Raw genomic sequence first — 17,923 nt, forward strand, 5'->3', positions numbered from 1 at the left:
AAATTAAGAATATTAATAAAAATATAAATTGAATGCAAATTAGGAGGATAATATGAAAAGAAGTAGTGGTATTATAATGCACATTGCTTCTCTACCTGGGAAATATGGAATTGGGACATTTGGTAAAGAAGCTTATGAATTTAGTGATTTTTTAAAGAAGGCGCATCAAAAATATTGGCAGATTCTTCCGCTGGGGCCAACTAGCTTTGGGGATTCGCCATATCAATCTTTTTCAGCCTTTGCGGGTAATCCGTACTTTATAGATTTTGATATTTTAAGGGAAGATGGATTGTTAGAAAAAGAAGATTATGCTTCTGTTAATTTTGGGAAAGATCCAGAAGATATAGAGTATGGAGTGATTTTTAAAGAAAAATTTAAAGTGTTAAGAAAAGCATATGAAAACTTTAAATTAAATAAAGCCAAAGATGCAAAAGAAGCTGATTATATGAAGGAATTCCAAGAAAGAGAAGCATATTGGCTTGAAGATTACGCTTTATATATGGCTGTTAAAGTTCATTTTAAATTAAAGAGCTGGCAGAATTGGGATGAAGATATAAGACTAAGAGAAGTAGAAGCAGTTAGTAAATATAAAAAGTTATTAAGTGATGAAATAAGATATTGGGAATTCTTACAATATGAATTTTATAAACAATGGACAGCACTTAAATCATATGTAAATGATTTGGGAATCGAAATAATAGGGGACATGCCTATATATGTATCAGAAGATAGTGCAGATGTTTGGGCAAATCCAGAAGCCTTCCTGCTACATAAAAAAACCTTGAAGCCATTAAAAGTTGCAGGATGTCCTCCGGATATATTTGCTGCAACAGGGCAGCTATGGGGAAATCCAATTTATGATTGGAACTATATGGAGAAGACAGATTATAGCTGGTGGGTTGATCGAATAAAACAAAGTTTAAATTTATATGATGTACTTAGAATAGATCATTTTAAAGGGTTTGAATCATATTGGGCAATTCCTTATGGTGATGAAACAGCTGAAAATGGAGAATGGGTAAAAGGCCCTGGAATAAAAGTATTTAATGCAATTAGACGTGAACTTGGAGATGTAAATATAATTGCAGAGGATTTGGGTACTTTAACAGAGGAAACAATAAAACTTAGAAATGATACAGGATATCCTGGAATGAAGATATTAACATTTGCATTTGACTCAGATAATTTAAATCCTTTTTTACCTCATAATTATGAAAAGAATTTTATTGTTTATACAGGAACCCATGATAATGATACCGTTAGAGGCTGGATGGAAACATCTGCACCTAAAGAACATGTAAAGAAAGCAATAGATTATCTAAAGCTTACTAAGGAAGAAGGTTATAACTGGGGATTTATTAGAGGTGCATGGAGCAGCGTTGCAGATGTTGCAATAGCACAAGTTCAAGATTTTCTTGACTTAGGCAATAAGGCGAGAATTAATATGCCTTCGACTCTTGGAATAAATTGGAGATGGAGAGTGCAAAAAAATGCATGTACAGAAGAATTAGCAGAAAAGATTCACAAAATAACTGAAGTTTATGGAAGATGTGAAGAGGTAAAAGAAGAAAAAGAAGAAAAAGAAGAGATAATTGAAGAGAATCAAAAGTAAAATAGCATAAGTTTATTATGATAAAGAAATATATGGGCTGCAGATATAAATTGCTGAAGTAAATATACTTTTATACAAAATAATCTTTACAATATCATATTTAGATATTGTAAGGATTATTTATATATATATATGCACCTATAAAAAGAGCAGCTATGCTGCAATACGGATCTTCTCACCTATAAAAAGAGCAGCTATGCCACAATACGGAATTTTTCTGCAATAAGAACTTATTTAGATATTATGAAAGAATATCCGCTTCAATCATTAATTACAGACCATATCATTATGAAAAAACTTGAACAATGAATTAATATATCATATTTTGAAAGAATCTGTTTAATAGTATTTGTATCGAGGTTTCAAATATGATAAGATTATGATTATTAGTATAGAATAGGAGCAAGTTATGAAGGTTACAATTAAAGAAGTGGCAAAAGAAGCAAACGTTTCCCCATCAACTGTATCCAGAGTAATATCTGACAGCTCACAAATTAGTGAAGAGACTAAACAAAGAGTTAGGGAAGCAATAAAAAAACTAAAGTATAAACCAAATGCAATAGCTAGAAGTCTGGCTAATAACAAGACTAGAATTCTAGGTGTAGTTCTTCCAAATGAAGCACAGGACTTAATATCAAGTACATTTTTTATTCAAGCTATGAAGGGCATGAGTAGATATGCTCAAAGTAAAAATTACTATATTACTTATGCGTTTAGTGAAGATGAAAAAACAGAATTAAAATATATAAATGATTTTATCACTAGTAATTTAGTTGATGGAATCTGTTTATTACGTGCTAGAACAGATGATGAAAGTATTAAGTATCTTAAAGAAACAGCGTTTCCATTTGTTGTAATAGGAAGACCTGAGGAGTCAGAAGGTTTATTATGGGTTGATAATGATAACTTTCAAGCAACATATAATTTAGTTAGTGACCTTATAAAAAAAGGCCATAAATCTATTGCTTTTTTGGGAGCACAAAGGGAATGGAATGTGACAAAAGATAGATTTAAAGGTTTTAAAGTTGCATGTGAAATTAATGGGATTTCAATACAAGATAAAAATGTAGTAATGATGGATGGATTTAATGAAAAAGAAGGTATTAAGGGAACTGTTAAATTACTAGAAAATATTACTCCAACAGCTATTATAGTAGAAGATGACGTACTAGCATTTGGAGCACTTAAAGTTCTTAAGGAAAGAAATTTAAAAAATGTAGAGATAGTAGGCTTTAATAATAATCCATTAGATGAATTTCAAACTCCAGCATTATCTTCTGTAGATATTAATGCAGCAGAACTTGGATATTATGCAGCAAAGATTTTAATTGATCATTTGGAAAATAGTGAAGTAGGTATAAATCATTATATTATTGATTCTAAGCTTATTAAGAGGGAATCTCTTAAATAATTGATGATATAGAGCATTTTTTTGCCATAGATGCAAGCGATTGCGGCTAAAACAGGAACTTTAGCAAAGTACTTGCATCTAAATATGGCAACAAAGTTTTCATTGTTAAAACTATTTAATGATAAGCATCCAGTATATTTAAATATGATAACGTTTTAAATGGGCAAAATTAAGGGTAAAGATTATAAGTTTATAAAATAGAATAGTTAGACAAGGAGGTTGTACAAATGAAAATAGGTAAAATTAATAATAGAGTAAAAGATGGAACCATGAATAAAATAGGAACATCCTTAAAAACTAGAATAATAATTAGTTATATGATGGTACTAAGCTTTATGGTGGCTATTGCAGGAATTTGCATATATCAAATGAAAAATGTTATGAAAGAACTTATAAGTACACAGAACATAATTGATAATGCAGCAGTACAAGCAGTAACTAAGCAGAATATGAGAACCTCTATTACAACGCTTCAAAATTCCGTGGATAAATTTACATCTATTGCTATTGTAGTTTCTATTATTGGATTTGTAGTTACAATAATTCTTGCAATAATATTACTGAGAAGAATATTAAAACCATTAAAAGACTTAAGTTGGCTTTCTCACTCTTTAAGAGAAGGTGATTTAACAGCAAAACTTGAGGGGAAAAAATATGATAAAGAAATAGGTGATGTTGTAGATAGTTTAAATAATGCAATGAACGCTAATAGAGCAATGGTAGGCAATATATATTCTTATTCAAAGCTATTAATAAAATCAAGCCAAGACCTTAATGAAATAGTTAAAGTTATTAATGAAAGGATATTAGAGGTTAATGATGCTACAGAAGTTATATCCAGTGAAGTTGAACACTTAAGTGCAGTTTCCCAGGAGGTCAATGCATCAACCTTTGAAATTAAAACTACAGTATCAAGCTTAAATGAAATAGCAGAAGAGGATAGTAAATCAGCTGATAGCATTAGAGATAAGGCAATAAGAGTAAAACAAAATGGCCAAAAGGCAGCTGAAAATGCACGAAGGATTTATTCAGAAAAGATTGATAATATTACTAATGCAATTGAACAAGGCAAGGTAGTAAAGGATATTGAAATGATGGCAGATGTAATAGCTGGAGTTTCTGAACAAACTAATTTGTTGGCACTTAATGCTGCAATAGAAGCTGCCAGGGCTGGAGAGCAAGGAAAAGGGTTTGCGGTAGTTGCTGACGAGGTAAGAAAACTTGCAGAACAAAGTAAAGAGGCTGTTGAAGAAATAAAGAAGGTTATTAATGAAGTTCACAATGCATTTAGCAATTTAAGTGAACACAGTAAAGATCTATTAGTATTCATAGAAAAAGATGTGGATAGAGATTATGAACTTCTAATTGAAACAGCAACAAGTTATGAAAATGATTCTAAGTTAATTACAAGTATGTCAGAAGAAATACAAGTGAGAAGCAGAACAATTGAAAATGTTATTATTCAAATAACTGAAGGAATTAATAGTGTAAGCTCAAATGCAGTTGAAACTTCAAGTAAATCTCAAGATATACAAGTAAATGTTGGGGAGGCTACAAGCCAAGTTCAAAATATTGTAAATGCAATAGAACAGCAAACTTCACTTGCAGAAGAACTTAAAGAAGTTATTAATGTATATAAAATTTAGTTAATGTCAGATTATCTCATATTATAATTATAGAATGTAAGACTAGAATATGCTAATATTTGTATAAAGAAACCCAATGAAGTATAAAATAAATTTACAGTTGTCAGTTAAATATCCAGCTATAACTTTAAACTTATAACTGAATTAAAGGGGTGTTATATATAAATAAAAGAACTTCTAGATATAAACATGAAAAAAGCATTGATAGTCAGCATAAAAAAGCAAAATATTATTTAAAAACAGCAGTATTTATCACCATAAGCATATTAATTGTGGGAGGTCTTGGAGTTTATTTAAAAAGCATGAATAGCTCAGCTAAGCAAAAGATTGAGGTGGAGACAGAAAAAGAATATGCAGTAAAAGAAGTCACAGAGGAATCTAATAAACAAGAAGAAAATATAGTAAAAGAGCCAGTTAAAAAAACGATTCTACTTTCCTTTGCAGGAGATTTTACTCTTGGTACTGATACAAAGTTTGCATATAATACTAGTCTTCCAGCAGCATTTATAAACAGTGGTAAAAATTACTCCTACTTTTTGCAGAATGTATCCAGTATATTTGCAAATGATGATTATACACTGGTGAATTTAGAAACAACTTTTACAGACGCGGAGGTAAAAGCACCTAAGGACGGGGAGGTGTTTTACAACTTTAAAGGTCCTAAGGAATATGTAAATATTCTGACTAAGGGATCTATTGAAGGTGTTACTATAGCTAATAATCATATTTATGATTATGGTAAACAAGGTATAACGGATACAGTTAATGTTTTAAAAGAAAATAAGGTGGATATATGTGGAGAAGGATATAAAATCCTGCGTGATATACAAGGTGTTAAATTTGGATTTTTGGGATATACAGGCTGGGAATATTCAAATGAATTAAAAGAAAAAATAAAAGGTGATATTAGTGAACTTCGAAAGCAGGGAGCACAAATTATTATACCTTATTTTCATTGGGGTATAGAACGTTCATATGAGCCCTATGAGGTTCAACAAAATTTAGCTAGGTTTTCTATTGATAACGGTGCAGATGCAGTTATAGGCTCCCATCCTCATGTGATTCAAAGTATGGAGAGTTATAAAGGAAAGCTTATAGTATATTCCATGGGGAATTTTTGTTTTGGAGGTAATTCAAATCCACCAGATAAAAGAACCTTTATACTTCAAGCAAGAGTTAATATAGAAAATGATAAGCTTAAGAATTTTCAATATAAAATATTCCCAGCAATGATTTCTTCAAGAAAGGATAAAAATGATTATATTCCAACTTTAGCGGCTGGAAATAATAAGACTGATATATTAAACATGTTAAATGAATTATCGCCAACTTTAAAAGGAAAGATTAAAGATGAATTTTTTCAAATAGAATAATATTAAAGTTCTTGAATTATTTTTGAAAGGCTTTGGGTTAATCCAAGGTCTTTTTCTTATACTAAGAAAAATTAAATAACTATTATTACAAAAATGAAAGATTATTGTAAGGATTATCAATATATAATTAATATAATTTAGTTTAAACTATAGATATAATTATAAAAGTTAGATTTATAGCTTTATTTTTATGACCGTAAATTAATTGGATAAATTTTATATAATTAGTATCATTTAAGAAAAAATTAATGTTTTATTAAGAGGAATATTAGATTAATAATGATATACTAAAAATTGTTAAGGACAAGATGTGTACTTAAACATTGCTATGGAAAAATATAAAGATTTGAAATGGTGGAGGTTTAATGAAAAGGTGACAATAGGTTAAGTTAAGGATAATTAATTGTATTACATATAAAATGAAAGAAGGTTATTAATAGTGGGGATAAGTTTGAAAGTGCCAAAGCTGGGGATTAAAAATTTAAAGCCTAAGGGGATAAGTATCAAAGGGTTTAAGTTCAAAAAAAAGCCAAGTAAAAAAGTAATAATATTTAGCGTGATATTTTTAATAATTGCAATAATAATCATTGCTAAATTAGTTATGCCAAAACCAGTTTTACCTGTTAAACATACAGTTTTAACAAAAGGAAAAATAGTAAATAGTATTAATGTTTTAGGTGAAGTAAATAGTAAGGATTCAACTAATGTATATAGTACTTTAAATAACCCTGTTAAGGAAATAAAGGTTAAGGTTGGAGACAAGGTTAAAGCTGGAGATGTACTAGCTGTGTTAGATCCAGGAACTCTTGAAAAAGATGTTCAACAAACAGAAGCAACTACAATAGCTGCTGAAGCCAATGCAAAAACAGAGCTTGAAAGCAAAAAGAAAGCATATGATAATGCTTCGTATTTATATAACAATAATTTAAATTCTGAAATCAGAAATGCAGAAGAAAGTTTAAAATCAGCAAAGATTAATTTGGATGATAAGAAAAGAGCTTATGAAAATAACAAAGCATTGTACGACACAGATGCAATTACAAAGAATGATTTTATTAAGAGTGAAATAGAGTATTCTAACGCTCAATCAGATTATGATAAGGCAACAGTAGCAATAGAAAATGTGAAAATTAGAGCAGCACAAGATTTAGAGACGGCAAAAAATAGTTATGAGACAGCAGAAACAGCTTATAACAATAAGAGTCAAAGAATAGCTCTTGAAAAACAACAAAGCGAATTGGAAAAGTGTCAAGTTAAAGCGCCTATCGATGGAACAGTTACAGTTATAAATGCTGTTGTTGGAAATCCAGGAACAGGAAATTTATTTGAAATTGAAAATTTAGATAATATGGAAGTAAAAACATCAATTAAAGAAGTAGACATAGCTAATGTTAAAGTTGGACAAAGAACAGAAATAAAAACTGATGCAACAGGAGAAACAGCTCTTGCTGGTGAAATTACAAATGTAAGCCCCTCTGCTAAAAAGGGTGGAGCTGTTCAGGTTAAAGCCGATAGCCAAGGAGCAAGCAGTGGTAGCAGTGACACTGGTTTTGAAACAAAAATTAAGATTAATGATATGAATGAAAATATAAAACCTGGATTAAGTGCAAGAGTAAATATTATATTAAATGAAAAATCAGATATTTACACAGTTTCATCAGATTCAATAGTACAAGGTCAAAATGGGAAGAGTATATTTGTTGCAGAAAAAAGTGGTGATAAGCCTAATGAATATATAATCAAGGAAGTACCAGTACAAACAGGAGTAGAATCTGATTTTAACGTAGAGATTTCAGGTGAAGGAATTACTGATGGAGTTATTGTAATTGATGAGCCTTCAACTCATAAGGTTGGAGATAAAATTCAAATAAGTGAGAGGTGAGTTTTTTGAATCGAAATATAATAGAGATGAAAAATATCGTTAAAAGCTTTTATATAGGGACTCCCAATCAATTAAATATTTTAAAGAATATAGATATAACAATAAAAGAAGGTGAATTCGTATCTATAGTTGGTGCTTCAGGTTCTGGGAAAAGTACTTTAATGAATATTATTGGAGCTCTAGACAGACAGACTTCAGGAACTTATGTCTTAGATGAGTCTAATGTTAATGAAGTATCGGATAATGGATTATCAGAAATACGTAACAAAAAAATAGGATTTGTATTTCAAACCTTTAATTTAATACCTAGAAGTACAGCACTTAAAAATGTTGAATTACCAATGCTTTATGCAGGGCTTGGTAAAAAAGAAAGATTAGAGAGAGCTGAAAAGTTATTAGAGCTAGTTGGAATGAAGGACAGAATGACACATGTTCCAAATGAATTATCAGGTGGACAAAAGCAAAGAGTTGCAATTGCTCGTGCACTTGCAAATGAGCCAAGCATAATATTAGCAGATGAACCAACAGGAGCTCTCGATTCTTCAACAGGAAGATTAGTTATGGATTTATTTCATAAGGTACATGAATTAGAAGGAAAAACTATAGTATTCATAACTCATAATCAAGAACTTGCCCAAGAAACTGAGAGAATTATAACGTTAAAGGATGGAAAGATAGTTTCAGAAGAGTATAACAGCAATTACATTAGAAAATTTCCAGATGGTGAAAAGATATGTTTATAAAAGAAAATATAATGCTTGCTATAGCAGGCATAAAATCAAGTAAAATGCGTTCGCTTCTAACCATGCTTGGAATTATAATTGGAATATCTTCCGTTATAGGGATTGTTTCTATAGGTAGTGCAATTACAGCTAAGGTTTCTGGTGAATTAGATAAACTTGGTGCTAATAACATGCAGGTTTATATTAGGGAGAGAAGCAAAGAGGATTCTGAAGGTCGTTCAAATAAAAGACCAGAAGATAGTGACCTTATGACATTAGATCAAATAAACTCTATTCAAGAAACTTTTTCTGATAGAATAAGCAGTATAGCTGTACAATCTCAACAGGGAAGTGGAAAAGTTAAGGATGGCTATTTATATGCTAATGTAGCAACAATTGGAGTAAATGCAGGCGTTAAAGATGTTAATAATATAAAAATGCTCAGTGGTAGATTTATTTCTGATAAAGACGTTAAAGGTAATAAAAAGACTGCAACAGTTTCAGACAAACTTGTTAATAATATTTTTAAAGGAAAAGATCCAATAGGTAAAGAAATAAAAGTTTATGCAGGCGATACTATTGAGACTTATGTTGTTACTGGGGTATATAAATATGAGCCACCATCATTTTTAGAAGGTGGAGGCAGTACAGCAAAGGAAAAAGACATACAAACCAATTTATTTATTCCTATAACAACGGCAAAGGCAGATCAGAAAAATAAAAATTACTCTTATTTTATGATTAAACCAAGTGGATCTGCAGATCAAGATAAACTTGTTAAGGATATAAAAAAATATACAGATAAGTTGTACAAGAATAATAAGAATTGGGAATTGGAGGTTGCAAATCTTAAAAATGAAGCAGAATCTATTACTTCAGTTCTAGGTATGATATCCATGGGTATTTCAGTAATTGCGGCTATAGCATTACTTGTTGGTGGAATAGGAGTAATGAATATAATGCTGGTTTCTGTTACTGAAAGAACTAGAGAAATTGGTACGAGAAAGGCTCTTGGAGCTAAGAGCAGTCATATAAAAATGCAGTTTATAACTGAATCAGTTATAATATGCTCAATTGGTGGAACTATAGGTATAATTTTAGGAATAGGAATGGGCATAATTGCATGTTTAGTTTTAAAATCACCTATATCAATATCTATACCAACAATTTTAATAAGCTTTACCTTCTCAATGGCAATTGGAGTATTCTTTGGATACTATCCAGCTAAAAAAGCTGCAAGTCTTGACCCAATTGAAGCGTTAAGATATGAATAGTAAGTGTGAAAGTTATATTTCACAGCATTTATTAAAAGGTGGAATTGGAAAAAGTAGATTAAAAATGAGAACTATGGGTATATAGAGTAATCTCTATATACCTATAATTTTTTGTTTTTTAGGTGCAGTTTTTTGTATGAATTTACAAATATACAATTCAATTGTATTAAAATGTTTACAATAAGCTTTATAAAATTTTAATAGAATGATATAATAATTATTATGAAGATTTATATTAAGAGTAGTTGGTCCAATATATTTATATATTAAGTAAAATGTTAACTTTTTATGCAAGCGATTGCAGTGGCGCGATCATTTGAAAAGGTACTGATTAATTGTTTTAAAAACATTTCAATAAAAAATGTTTTTATAATATAATAATTATGTTATGGGGGAATAGGGATGGAAAAGAAAAAAAATAAGTTATTATCATTTGAGTTTTGGCAGAAGTTTGGGAAAGCTCTTTTAGTAGTAGTTGCAGTAATGCCAGCAGCAGGTTTAATGATCTGTATTGGAAAATTAATAGGAATGTCTGGTGATTTATCATTCGCGCAATCGATTGCGAGGGTCGTGGAGGATCTTGGATGGGGAATTATCGGGAATCTGCATATTTTATTTGCAATTGCAATTGGTGGTTCTTGGGCTAAGGAACGTGCTGGTGGAGCATTCGCTGCAATTATAGCATTTATTCTTACAAACCGTGTGACAGGGGCTATTTTTGGAGTTAATGCTGCGATGCTTGCAGATCCAAATGCAACTGTAACATCACTTTTTGGAAGCAATTTAGTTGTTAAGGATTATTTTGTATCTGTACTTGGAGCACCAGCTTTAAATATGGGAGTATTTATTGGAATTATTTCAGGTTTCTTGGGTGCAGTGCTATATAATAAATACTATAATTTTAATAAGTTACCAGATGCGTTAGCTTTCTTTAATGGAAAGAGATTTGTACCATTTGTTGTTATATTAGGATCGGTAGCTACAGCTTTAATACTTTCAGTAGTTTGGCCATTTGCACAATTTGGGTTAAATTCCTTTGGAATGTGGCTTGCAAAATCTAAAGACACAGCGCCTATATTATCTCCATTTATATATGGATGTTTGGAACGTCTTTTATTACCATTTGGATTACATCATATGCTTACTATTCCAGTAAATTATACTGAATTAGGAGGAACTTATACTATATTATCTGGAACCAATACAGGAAAAGTTATTGCGGGACAAGATCCGCTTTGGTATGCATGGATATCAGATTTAATTAATTTAAGAGGAAATGGAGATGTTAGTGGATACAATAATTTATTAAATTCAGTTACACCAGCAAGATTTAAAGTTGGTCAAGTTATATTATCAAGTGCATCACTACTAGGGGTTGCAACTGCTATGTATAGAAATGTTGATCAAGATAAAAAAGCACAATATAGATCAGTATTCCTTTCAGCAGGACTTGCAGTATTTTTAACAGGAGTTACTGAACCAATTGAATTTATGTTCATGTTTGTATCACCAATTCTTTATGGAGCATATGCGGTTATAACAGGCATTGGATTTGCTTTAGCAGATATAATCAACTTAAGAATACAAGCTTTTGGCTTTGTTGAATTCCTAACTCGTACACCTATGTTAGTTAGAGCGGGATTAACAATGGATTTAGTTAATTTCTTTGTATCAGCAGCAATTTTCTTCTTATTAAACTATTCTGTATTTAATTTCTTAATTAAAAAATTCAAAATAGCAACTCCGGGACGTAGAGGAAATTATATTGAAATGGAAGAAGATACACAAGCTTCATTAGAAGTTGCAACTTCAAGCTCAAATAATTCAAATGCTCCTGATAAAGAGTTGCCACTAAAAATAATACAATTATTAGGCGATAGAGAAAATATAGTAGATGTTGATGCATGTATGACACGTTTAAGAGTTACTGTTAAAAATAGCAACTTAGTTGCTGGAGTAGATGAATGGAAAAAATGTGGGGCTCTTGGATTAATACTTAAAGATAGTGGGGTTCAAGCAGTATATGGTCCTAAAGCAGATGTTTTAAAATCAGATATTCAAGATATACTAGGAGCATAATAATATGAAATTATTAACTTTAAATTGTCATTCCTGGCAGGAAGAAAATCAAATTGATAAAATAAAATATTTAGCTGAAGTTATAAATCAGAATGATTATGATGTTATAGCGCTTCAGGAAGTTAGTCAATCGGTTATTTCAGAAAGTATAGATTCTAAATTAAAAAAAGATAACTTTGCTTTATTGCTAAAGGAAGAATTAGATAAATATAGCTTGAATAAATATAATTTTTATTGGGATTTTTCCCATATAGGTTATGATGTGTATGAAGAAGGTCTAGCTATTTTCACTAAACATAAAATAATTGAATTTGAGTCTTTCTTTGTCACTAAAAATAAGGATAGAAGCTATTGGAAAACGAGGAAAATAATCAGAATGAGGATATCTTATGACGATAGAGAAGTAGACTTCTACTCATGTCACACTGGCTGGTGGAATGATGAGGAAGAACCTTTCAAAAATCAAATTGATAATATAATGAAAAGAGTTAATCAAACTACTGCATTTATAATGGGAGATTTTAATAATAATGCTTTTATAAAAGGTGAAGGTTATGATTATTTAATTCAAAAAGGCTTGAAGGATTTATATCTTTTATCTGAAACAAAAGATTCAGGTGTTACTGTAAAAGGTAAAATTGCAGGTTGGGATCATAATGAAGAAAAACTAAGATTGGATTTAATGTTTTGTAATAAAAAAATTAAAGTAATGACAAGTAAGGTTATATTTAATGGTAATAATAAAGCAATAATATCAGATCATTATGGTGTTGAGAGTGAGATTGATATGAATTATTAATATATTAAGAAAAGTATCTAAAAAATATTTGATTGGTAATTTGTGGAGTAAAGGTAGGCGAGTTATTGAAGAAAGATTCAGTAATGTGCCTACTTTTATTCTATAACGAAGTGGTATAAGTTTCTGATATGGTTTTATAAAATATATACATGAAATAATAAATTTAATTGCACACAAAGTCGATAAATTTACTAATAATTATTGACAATAGAATTTACCTATGTATAATTAATAATAACAAATTAAATATTTAAATAAGTTAATCTTATTAAGAGTGGTGGAGGGACTGGCCCTTTGAAACCCGGCAACCTGATGAAAATTTATATTAATTTTTTCGTGGTGCTAAATCCTGCAAGATATTATCTTGAAAAATGAGAGGTGGATTAAGTTTTTATAACTTATAATAACGATTGAATAATCGCTTCTTAATTTTTAGGAAGTGATTTTTTTTCATAATAAAATTGAATAAACATAGCATTAAGCAAATAAATTAAGGAGGCAAAAAAATGAGTTTAGAAAAGTCTTTTGAGACAATAGCAGTTAGTGGAGCATCAGGTGGAGACAAAAGGACAGGAGCTATAAGTTATCCTATATATCAAGCAGCTACCTTTAAGCATCATGGATTAAACAATAGTACAGGATATGATTATTCAAGAGCTCAAAATCCTACAAGAGAAGAGGCAGAAAAAACTTTAGCTGTTTTAGAGGGGGGGAAAGAAGCTTTAGGATTTTCATCAGGAATTGCAGCAATTACTGCCTGTATACATTTGTTTAAAAGTGGGGATCATATAATTTTATCTGATGATTTATATGGAGGGACATATAGATTATTTGAAGATATTTATAAGGACTTTGGAATAAGTGCTACTTTTGTTGATACAACAAACACGGATAATATATTAAAAGCTTTAGATGGGAATACACGAGGTATATTTATAGAAACTCCTTCCAATCCAATGATGAAGGTAACCGATATAAAAGCAGTAGCTGAAATAACCAAAGAAAAAGGATTACTACTGCTTGTAGATAATACGTTCCTAACACCTTATTATCAAAGACCATTGGAATTAGGGGCTGATTTAGTAATTCATAGTGGTACAAAATTTATAGGAGGACACCATGATTTATTAGCAGGATTTATAGTGGCTAACGATGAAGAAATTATTCAAAAGCTAAGAAGAATTCATATGTCAACAGGGGCAACACTATCACCTTTTGACTCATGGTTAGTTTTGAGAGGACTTAAGACGCTACATATAAGACTAGATAGAGCGCAAGAAAATACATTGAAAATAGCAAAATACCTTCAAAGTAATCCTAATATAGAAAAAGTTTATTATGTTGGATTAGAAGATTTTGAAGGATATGATATAAATAAAAAGCAATCAACAGGTTTCGGAGCAACTTTATCTTTCAGAGTAAAGGATAAAGAATTAATACCTAAAATTTTAAATAATGTTCAAGTAATAAGATTTGCTGAAAGTCTAGGAGGAGTAGAAACATTAATAACATATCCATTTACACAAACTCATTCAGAAATTCCAGAGGAAATTAAACAAAGATTAGGTGTAGATGAATATCTGCTTAGGTTATCAGTTGGTATAGAAAATATAGAAGATTTATTAAATGATTTAGAAAACGCGATTAACTCAGTTCAGTGCTAAGAGTTACATATATAAAAAAGGTGCGTTATCACAACCAAAAATTTATTAAGTACAATACAGAATTTTTTTGAAACCATGAGTTTAAACTAAATAAATAAGCAACATTAAATAAAAAAATAAAAAGTTGAAATTTAAGAGTTAATGCAGTAAATTCATCATTCAACTCTTAACTATGAACTCTTAACTTTTAACTGAATTATGGGGGCGTTAATTATGAATTTTGGAACTAAATTAATACATGCAAGTGGAGATATTGATCCAGTAACAGGGTCAGTAAGTACTCCAATATATCAAACATCAACATTTCATCAATTTGATATAGAGAACTTTGGAAAGTACGATTATGCTAGATCAGGGAATCCAACAAGAGATGTTGTAGAGCAGTTAATAGCTGAGCTTGAAGGAGGAGAACGTGGCTTTGCATTTGCTTCAGGAATGGCAGCTATCTGTTCTGTATTATCAATATTTTCAGCAGGAGACCATATTGTAATTTGCGGAGATGTTTATGGTGGTACTTATAGAGCAACTACAAAGTTATTTTCAAGATTTAATATTGAATTTACTTTTGTGGATGCCTCAAATATTGAAGAGATAAAGAAGGCTTTTAAAGAAAATACAAAGGGTCTTTATTTAGAAACACCATCAAACCCATTACTAAAGGTAACTGATTTAAGAGGTGCAGCTAAAATAGCTAAGGAAAGAAATGCAATTACAATAGTTGACAATACTTTCATGTCTCCATATCTTCAAAGACCACTAGAACTAGGAGCTGATGTAGTTGTACATAGTGCGACTAAGTTTTTAGGAGGACATAGTGATGTTATAGCTGGCCTTGTTGTGACTAAGACTAAGGAACTTGGAGATAGAGTTTATCAAATTCAAAATACCTTTGGGGCTGTGCTTGGGCCACAAGATTCATGGCTGTTAGTCAGAGGAATTAAAACTTTAAAGGTTAGATTAGATGCTCTTCAAAAAAGTGCTCAAAGGTTAGCAGAGTGGCTTGAATCAAGGGAAGAAGTAGAAAAGGTTTATTATCTTGGACTTGAATCAATGGAGGGAAAAGAACTTCATTTAGAGCAAGCAAATGGAGCAGGTGCAGTCTTATCCTTTAAGTTTAAAACTTTAGAGAGAACTACTGTGTTTTTAAATAATGTAAAAAATGTTGCAGTGGCAGTAAGTTTGGGAAGTGTTGAAACTATAGTTTCATATCCTGCTAAAATGAGCCATGCATCAATTCCAAAAGAAGAAAGAGAAGAGCTTGGAATTACAGATACATTAATAAGAGTGTCAGTTGGACTTGAAGATGTAGAAGATTTAATAGAATCCTTTAGAGAAGCAATAGAAAAATAATAAAAATAAAAAAATCAGAGAAGTTATATAATTTTCTCTGATTTTTTTTTATTTCAATTTCTTTAATAAAAACACAAGATTTTCAATAGATTTATCCAGCATAACTATTTCATCATCGGACAAGGGGGAGATTTTTTCGGCAAATGAATCACGAATAGAATCCCTTAAATTATGTAATATTTTTAAGGCCTTATCAGTTAACTCTACCCTAAGAATTCTTCTGTCATTAGGATCAGTATATCTATTGACTAAACCGTAATTAATTAAATTATCTATAATTGGTGTCATGTTTGGTTTTGATATTTTCAAATTTTCTGCTATTTGTGAAATAGGAGAAGAATTGAATTCTAAAAGATAAAATATGACTCTTACATGTGAAGGAGGCATTGACGAATCAGCAAAACATTTCTTTTCTCCTTCTAGTGCAGGGTGAAAATTTTTACTCATATCATTTTGAGTAAGTACATTATTTCTAATAATCCATAAAAAGTCTATTAATGAATCTGCTACTTTTAATAAATTATCTTTATCCATAATTAAACAAATCCTTCCTGTGATAATTATAAGATAAATTATAAACTATTAACAAATTGAAAACAATAGAAAAGATTATTGACTTATAATAGTTATAAAAATATAATCAATATAAAGAATAGAATTTATTTCTACTATAACCAAAAAATAAACACCTATAAAAGAGTGACTATACAACAATAATGAATATATAAAATAAAAATATAAGTTAGAATTAAGTTTTGCTTAAGAAAAACTTAATTAATTCCATTTATTATTAGAATAAGTAATTACATTAGAAAAAGAAGATTAATAACATAAGAGTTTATTTTTGTTAGTCTTTAATAACAAATTAGTATTAAAATTCTTAAGCGATAATATGTAAAAGCAGGGGGAAAATATGAAAAAATACTTAGCATTATTTTTAGTAGTTAGTTCTTTAGCACTTGTTGGATGTACTAAAGCACCAGAAGTGAAAGAAAAACCAATAGCTGTATCAGTACAAATGGCTAAGGGTGGAGAAATAGAAAACACAAATACTTTTACAGGAGCAACTAAAGTTAAAGATGAAACTTCTGTTACGGCAGAAATGAGTGGAACAATTCAAGAAATATATGTAACTTTAGGGCAGCAGGTAAAAAAAGGGGACAAGCTTTTAGTTATTAAAGGTGATGATGCACAAAATAGCGTTAAGCAAGCACAAGCAGCTTTAGATATTGCAAAAGCAAGTTATACAAATGGGAAGAATTCACTTTCAGAAAATTTAAAGACAGCTCAAAGAAATTATGATGAAGCTAAAAGAAGCCATGATGCAAAAACTCAATTATATCAAGCAGAAGCTGTTAGTGAAGATGAATTCAAAAAATCACAAGCTAGTTTTGATCAAGCTAAACAAAGTTTAGATATGGCACAAAAATCATATGATGAGGCAAATGGTAAAAGCGTGGCTGAATTAGAGGATTTGGCTGAAAAGCAGCTTAATCAAGCGCAAGTTTCATACGATATAGCAGCTAGTAATTTGAGAAAATTAACTATAATTGCACCAGTTGATGGAATTATAACAGCTAAAAATTTTGATGCAAATGAGCTTATAAACCAACAACAGCCTGCATTTGTTATTTCTAGTCCAAACACATTGCAAATAGATTTAGACGTAACTCAAGCAGATTTAAGTAAATTCCAAGCTGGAAAAGAAGTAGAGGTTACAATTAATAATAAAAAAGTAAAGGGTACAGTTAAATATGTGCCAGAAGTATCAACTGGAACCACATCTTTATATGATGTTCAAATAGTAGTTGATAATTCAGCAGATGAATTTAAGGCAGGAATGTCGGCTGAAGTTAAATTAAGCATAGAAAAAGAAGGATCAACAGTTACAATTCCTAAAAAAGCTATATTTGAAGATGGTGGGAAGAAATACATATATCTAGTAAATGCTGATAATAAGACAGTTAAGACAGAAGTAACAACAGGAATATTAACTGAAAAATCAGCTCAAATTAAAAGTGGAGTTAACAAAGATGATACAGTAGTTATTGGAGGACTAAACTTAATTTCGGATGGAACTCTTGTGTTTCCTGTAACAAAGGAGGACTAAT

The 17,923-nt window shown here is 30.3% G+C and carries 13 protein-coding genes and 1 riboswitch; of the genes, 12 read left to right on the forward strand and 1 reads right to left on the reverse strand.

Going from position 1 to position 17,923, the window contains the following annotated elements:
- Positions 1 to 52 precede the first annotated feature (52 nt).
- The 11 genes from malQ to GXK56_RS00505 all read left to right on the forward strand — a co-directional run bounded on the left by malQ (position 53) and on the right by GXK56_RS00505 (position 15,812).
- On the forward strand, positions 53 to 1,612 hold the full coding sequence (gene malQ, locus GXK56_RS00455; protein ID WP_160683396.1) for a 4-alpha-glucanotransferase: 1,560 nt from the start codon (positions 53 to 55) through the stop codon (positions 1,610 to 1,612).
- Between the two features lie 409 nt (positions 1,613 to 2,021).
- The gene (locus GXK56_RS00460; RefSeq protein WP_160683399.1) at positions 2,022 to 3,023 is read left to right on the forward strand and encodes a LacI family DNA-binding transcriptional regulator; all 1,002 of its coding nucleotides are present in this window, start codon (positions 2,022 to 2,024) and stop codon (positions 3,021 to 3,023) included.
- A gap of 227 nt (positions 3,024 to 3,250) precedes the next feature.
- Entirely contained in the window at positions 3,251 to 4,669 is a 1,419-nt protein-coding gene (locus tag GXK56_RS00465) for a methyl-accepting chemotaxis protein (RefSeq protein ID WP_243155964.1), read from the forward strand.
- A 200-nt stretch (positions 4,670 to 4,869) separates the two neighbouring features.
- Positions 4,870 to 6,042 (forward strand): CapA family protein, encoded by a 1,173-nt coding sequence (locus GXK56_RS00470; RefSeq protein ID WP_243155977.1) that lies wholly within the window; start codon positions 4,870 to 4,872, stop codon positions 6,040 to 6,042.
- A gap of 439 nt (positions 6,043 to 6,481) precedes the next feature.
- The gene (locus tag GXK56_RS00475) at positions 6,482 to 7,924 is read left to right on the forward strand and encodes an HlyD family efflux transporter periplasmic adaptor subunit (RefSeq protein WP_243155967.1); all 1,443 of its coding nucleotides are present in this window, start codon (positions 6,482 to 6,484) and stop codon (positions 7,922 to 7,924) included.
- Positions 7,925 to 7,929: 5 nt separating this feature from the next.
- Positions 7,930 to 8,667: an ABC transporter ATP-binding protein gene (locus tag GXK56_RS00480; RefSeq protein ID WP_160683402.1), complete on the forward strand. Its 738-nt coding sequence runs from the start codon at positions 7,930 to 7,932 to the stop codon at positions 8,665 to 8,667.
- The gene (locus GXK56_RS00485) at positions 8,658 to 9,920 is read left to right on the forward strand and encodes an ABC transporter permease (protein WP_160683405.1); all 1,263 of its coding nucleotides are present in this window, start codon (positions 8,658 to 8,660) and stop codon (positions 9,918 to 9,920) included. The genes GXK56_RS00480 and GXK56_RS00485 overlap by 10 nt, the downstream gene beginning before the upstream one ends.
- Positions 9,921 to 10,322: 402 nt before the next feature.
- Positions 10,323 to 11,999, forward strand: coding sequence for a PTS transporter subunit IIBC (locus GXK56_RS00490; protein WP_160683408.1), 1,677 nt, complete (start codon positions 10,323 to 10,325; stop codon positions 11,997 to 11,999).
- Positions 12,000 to 12,003: 4 nt separating this feature from the next.
- Positions 12,004 to 12,798: an endonuclease/exonuclease/phosphatase family protein gene (locus GXK56_RS00495; RefSeq protein WP_160683411.1), complete on the forward strand. Its 795-nt coding sequence runs from the start codon at positions 12,004 to 12,006 to the stop codon at positions 12,796 to 12,798.
- 262 nt (positions 12,799 to 13,060) lie between these two features.
- Positions 13,061 to 13,176: riboswitch (SAM riboswitch) on the forward strand.
- A gap of 128 nt (positions 13,177 to 13,304) precedes the next feature.
- Positions 13,305 to 14,462, forward strand: a complete 1,158-nt coding sequence (locus tag GXK56_RS00500) for a PLP-dependent aspartate aminotransferase family protein (protein WP_160683414.1) — start codon at positions 13,305 to 13,307, stop codon at positions 14,460 to 14,462.
- Between the two features lie 213 nt (positions 14,463 to 14,675).
- The gene (locus tag GXK56_RS00505) at positions 14,676 to 15,812 is read left to right on the forward strand and encodes an aminotransferase class I/II-fold pyridoxal phosphate-dependent enzyme (protein WP_160683417.1); all 1,137 of its coding nucleotides are present in this window, start codon (positions 14,676 to 14,678) and stop codon (positions 15,810 to 15,812) included.
- Positions 15,813 to 15,860: 48 nt separating this feature from the next.
- Here the strand turns inward: GXK56_RS00505 and GXK56_RS00510 are convergent, their stop codons facing one another.
- Positions 15,861 to 16,346, reverse strand: coding sequence for a MarR family winged helix-turn-helix transcriptional regulator (locus tag GXK56_RS00510; protein WP_160683419.1), 486 nt, complete (start codon positions 16,344 to 16,346; stop codon positions 15,861 to 15,863).
- Between the two features lie 379 nt (positions 16,347 to 16,725).
- Here GXK56_RS00510 and GXK56_RS00515 point away from each other — a divergent pair, with 379 nt between their 5' ends.
- A complete protein-coding gene (locus tag GXK56_RS00515) occupies positions 16,726 to 17,922 on the forward strand; it encodes an efflux RND transporter periplasmic adaptor subunit (RefSeq protein WP_160683421.1) in 1,197 nt (398 codons plus the stop codon).
- Position 17,923: the final 1 nt, after the last annotated feature.

Origin of the sequence: Clostridium sp. C2-6-12 (assembly GCF_009928485.1) — a bacterium.
Classification (GTDB): domain Bacteria; phylum Bacillota; class Clostridia; order Clostridiales; family Clostridiaceae; genus Clostridium.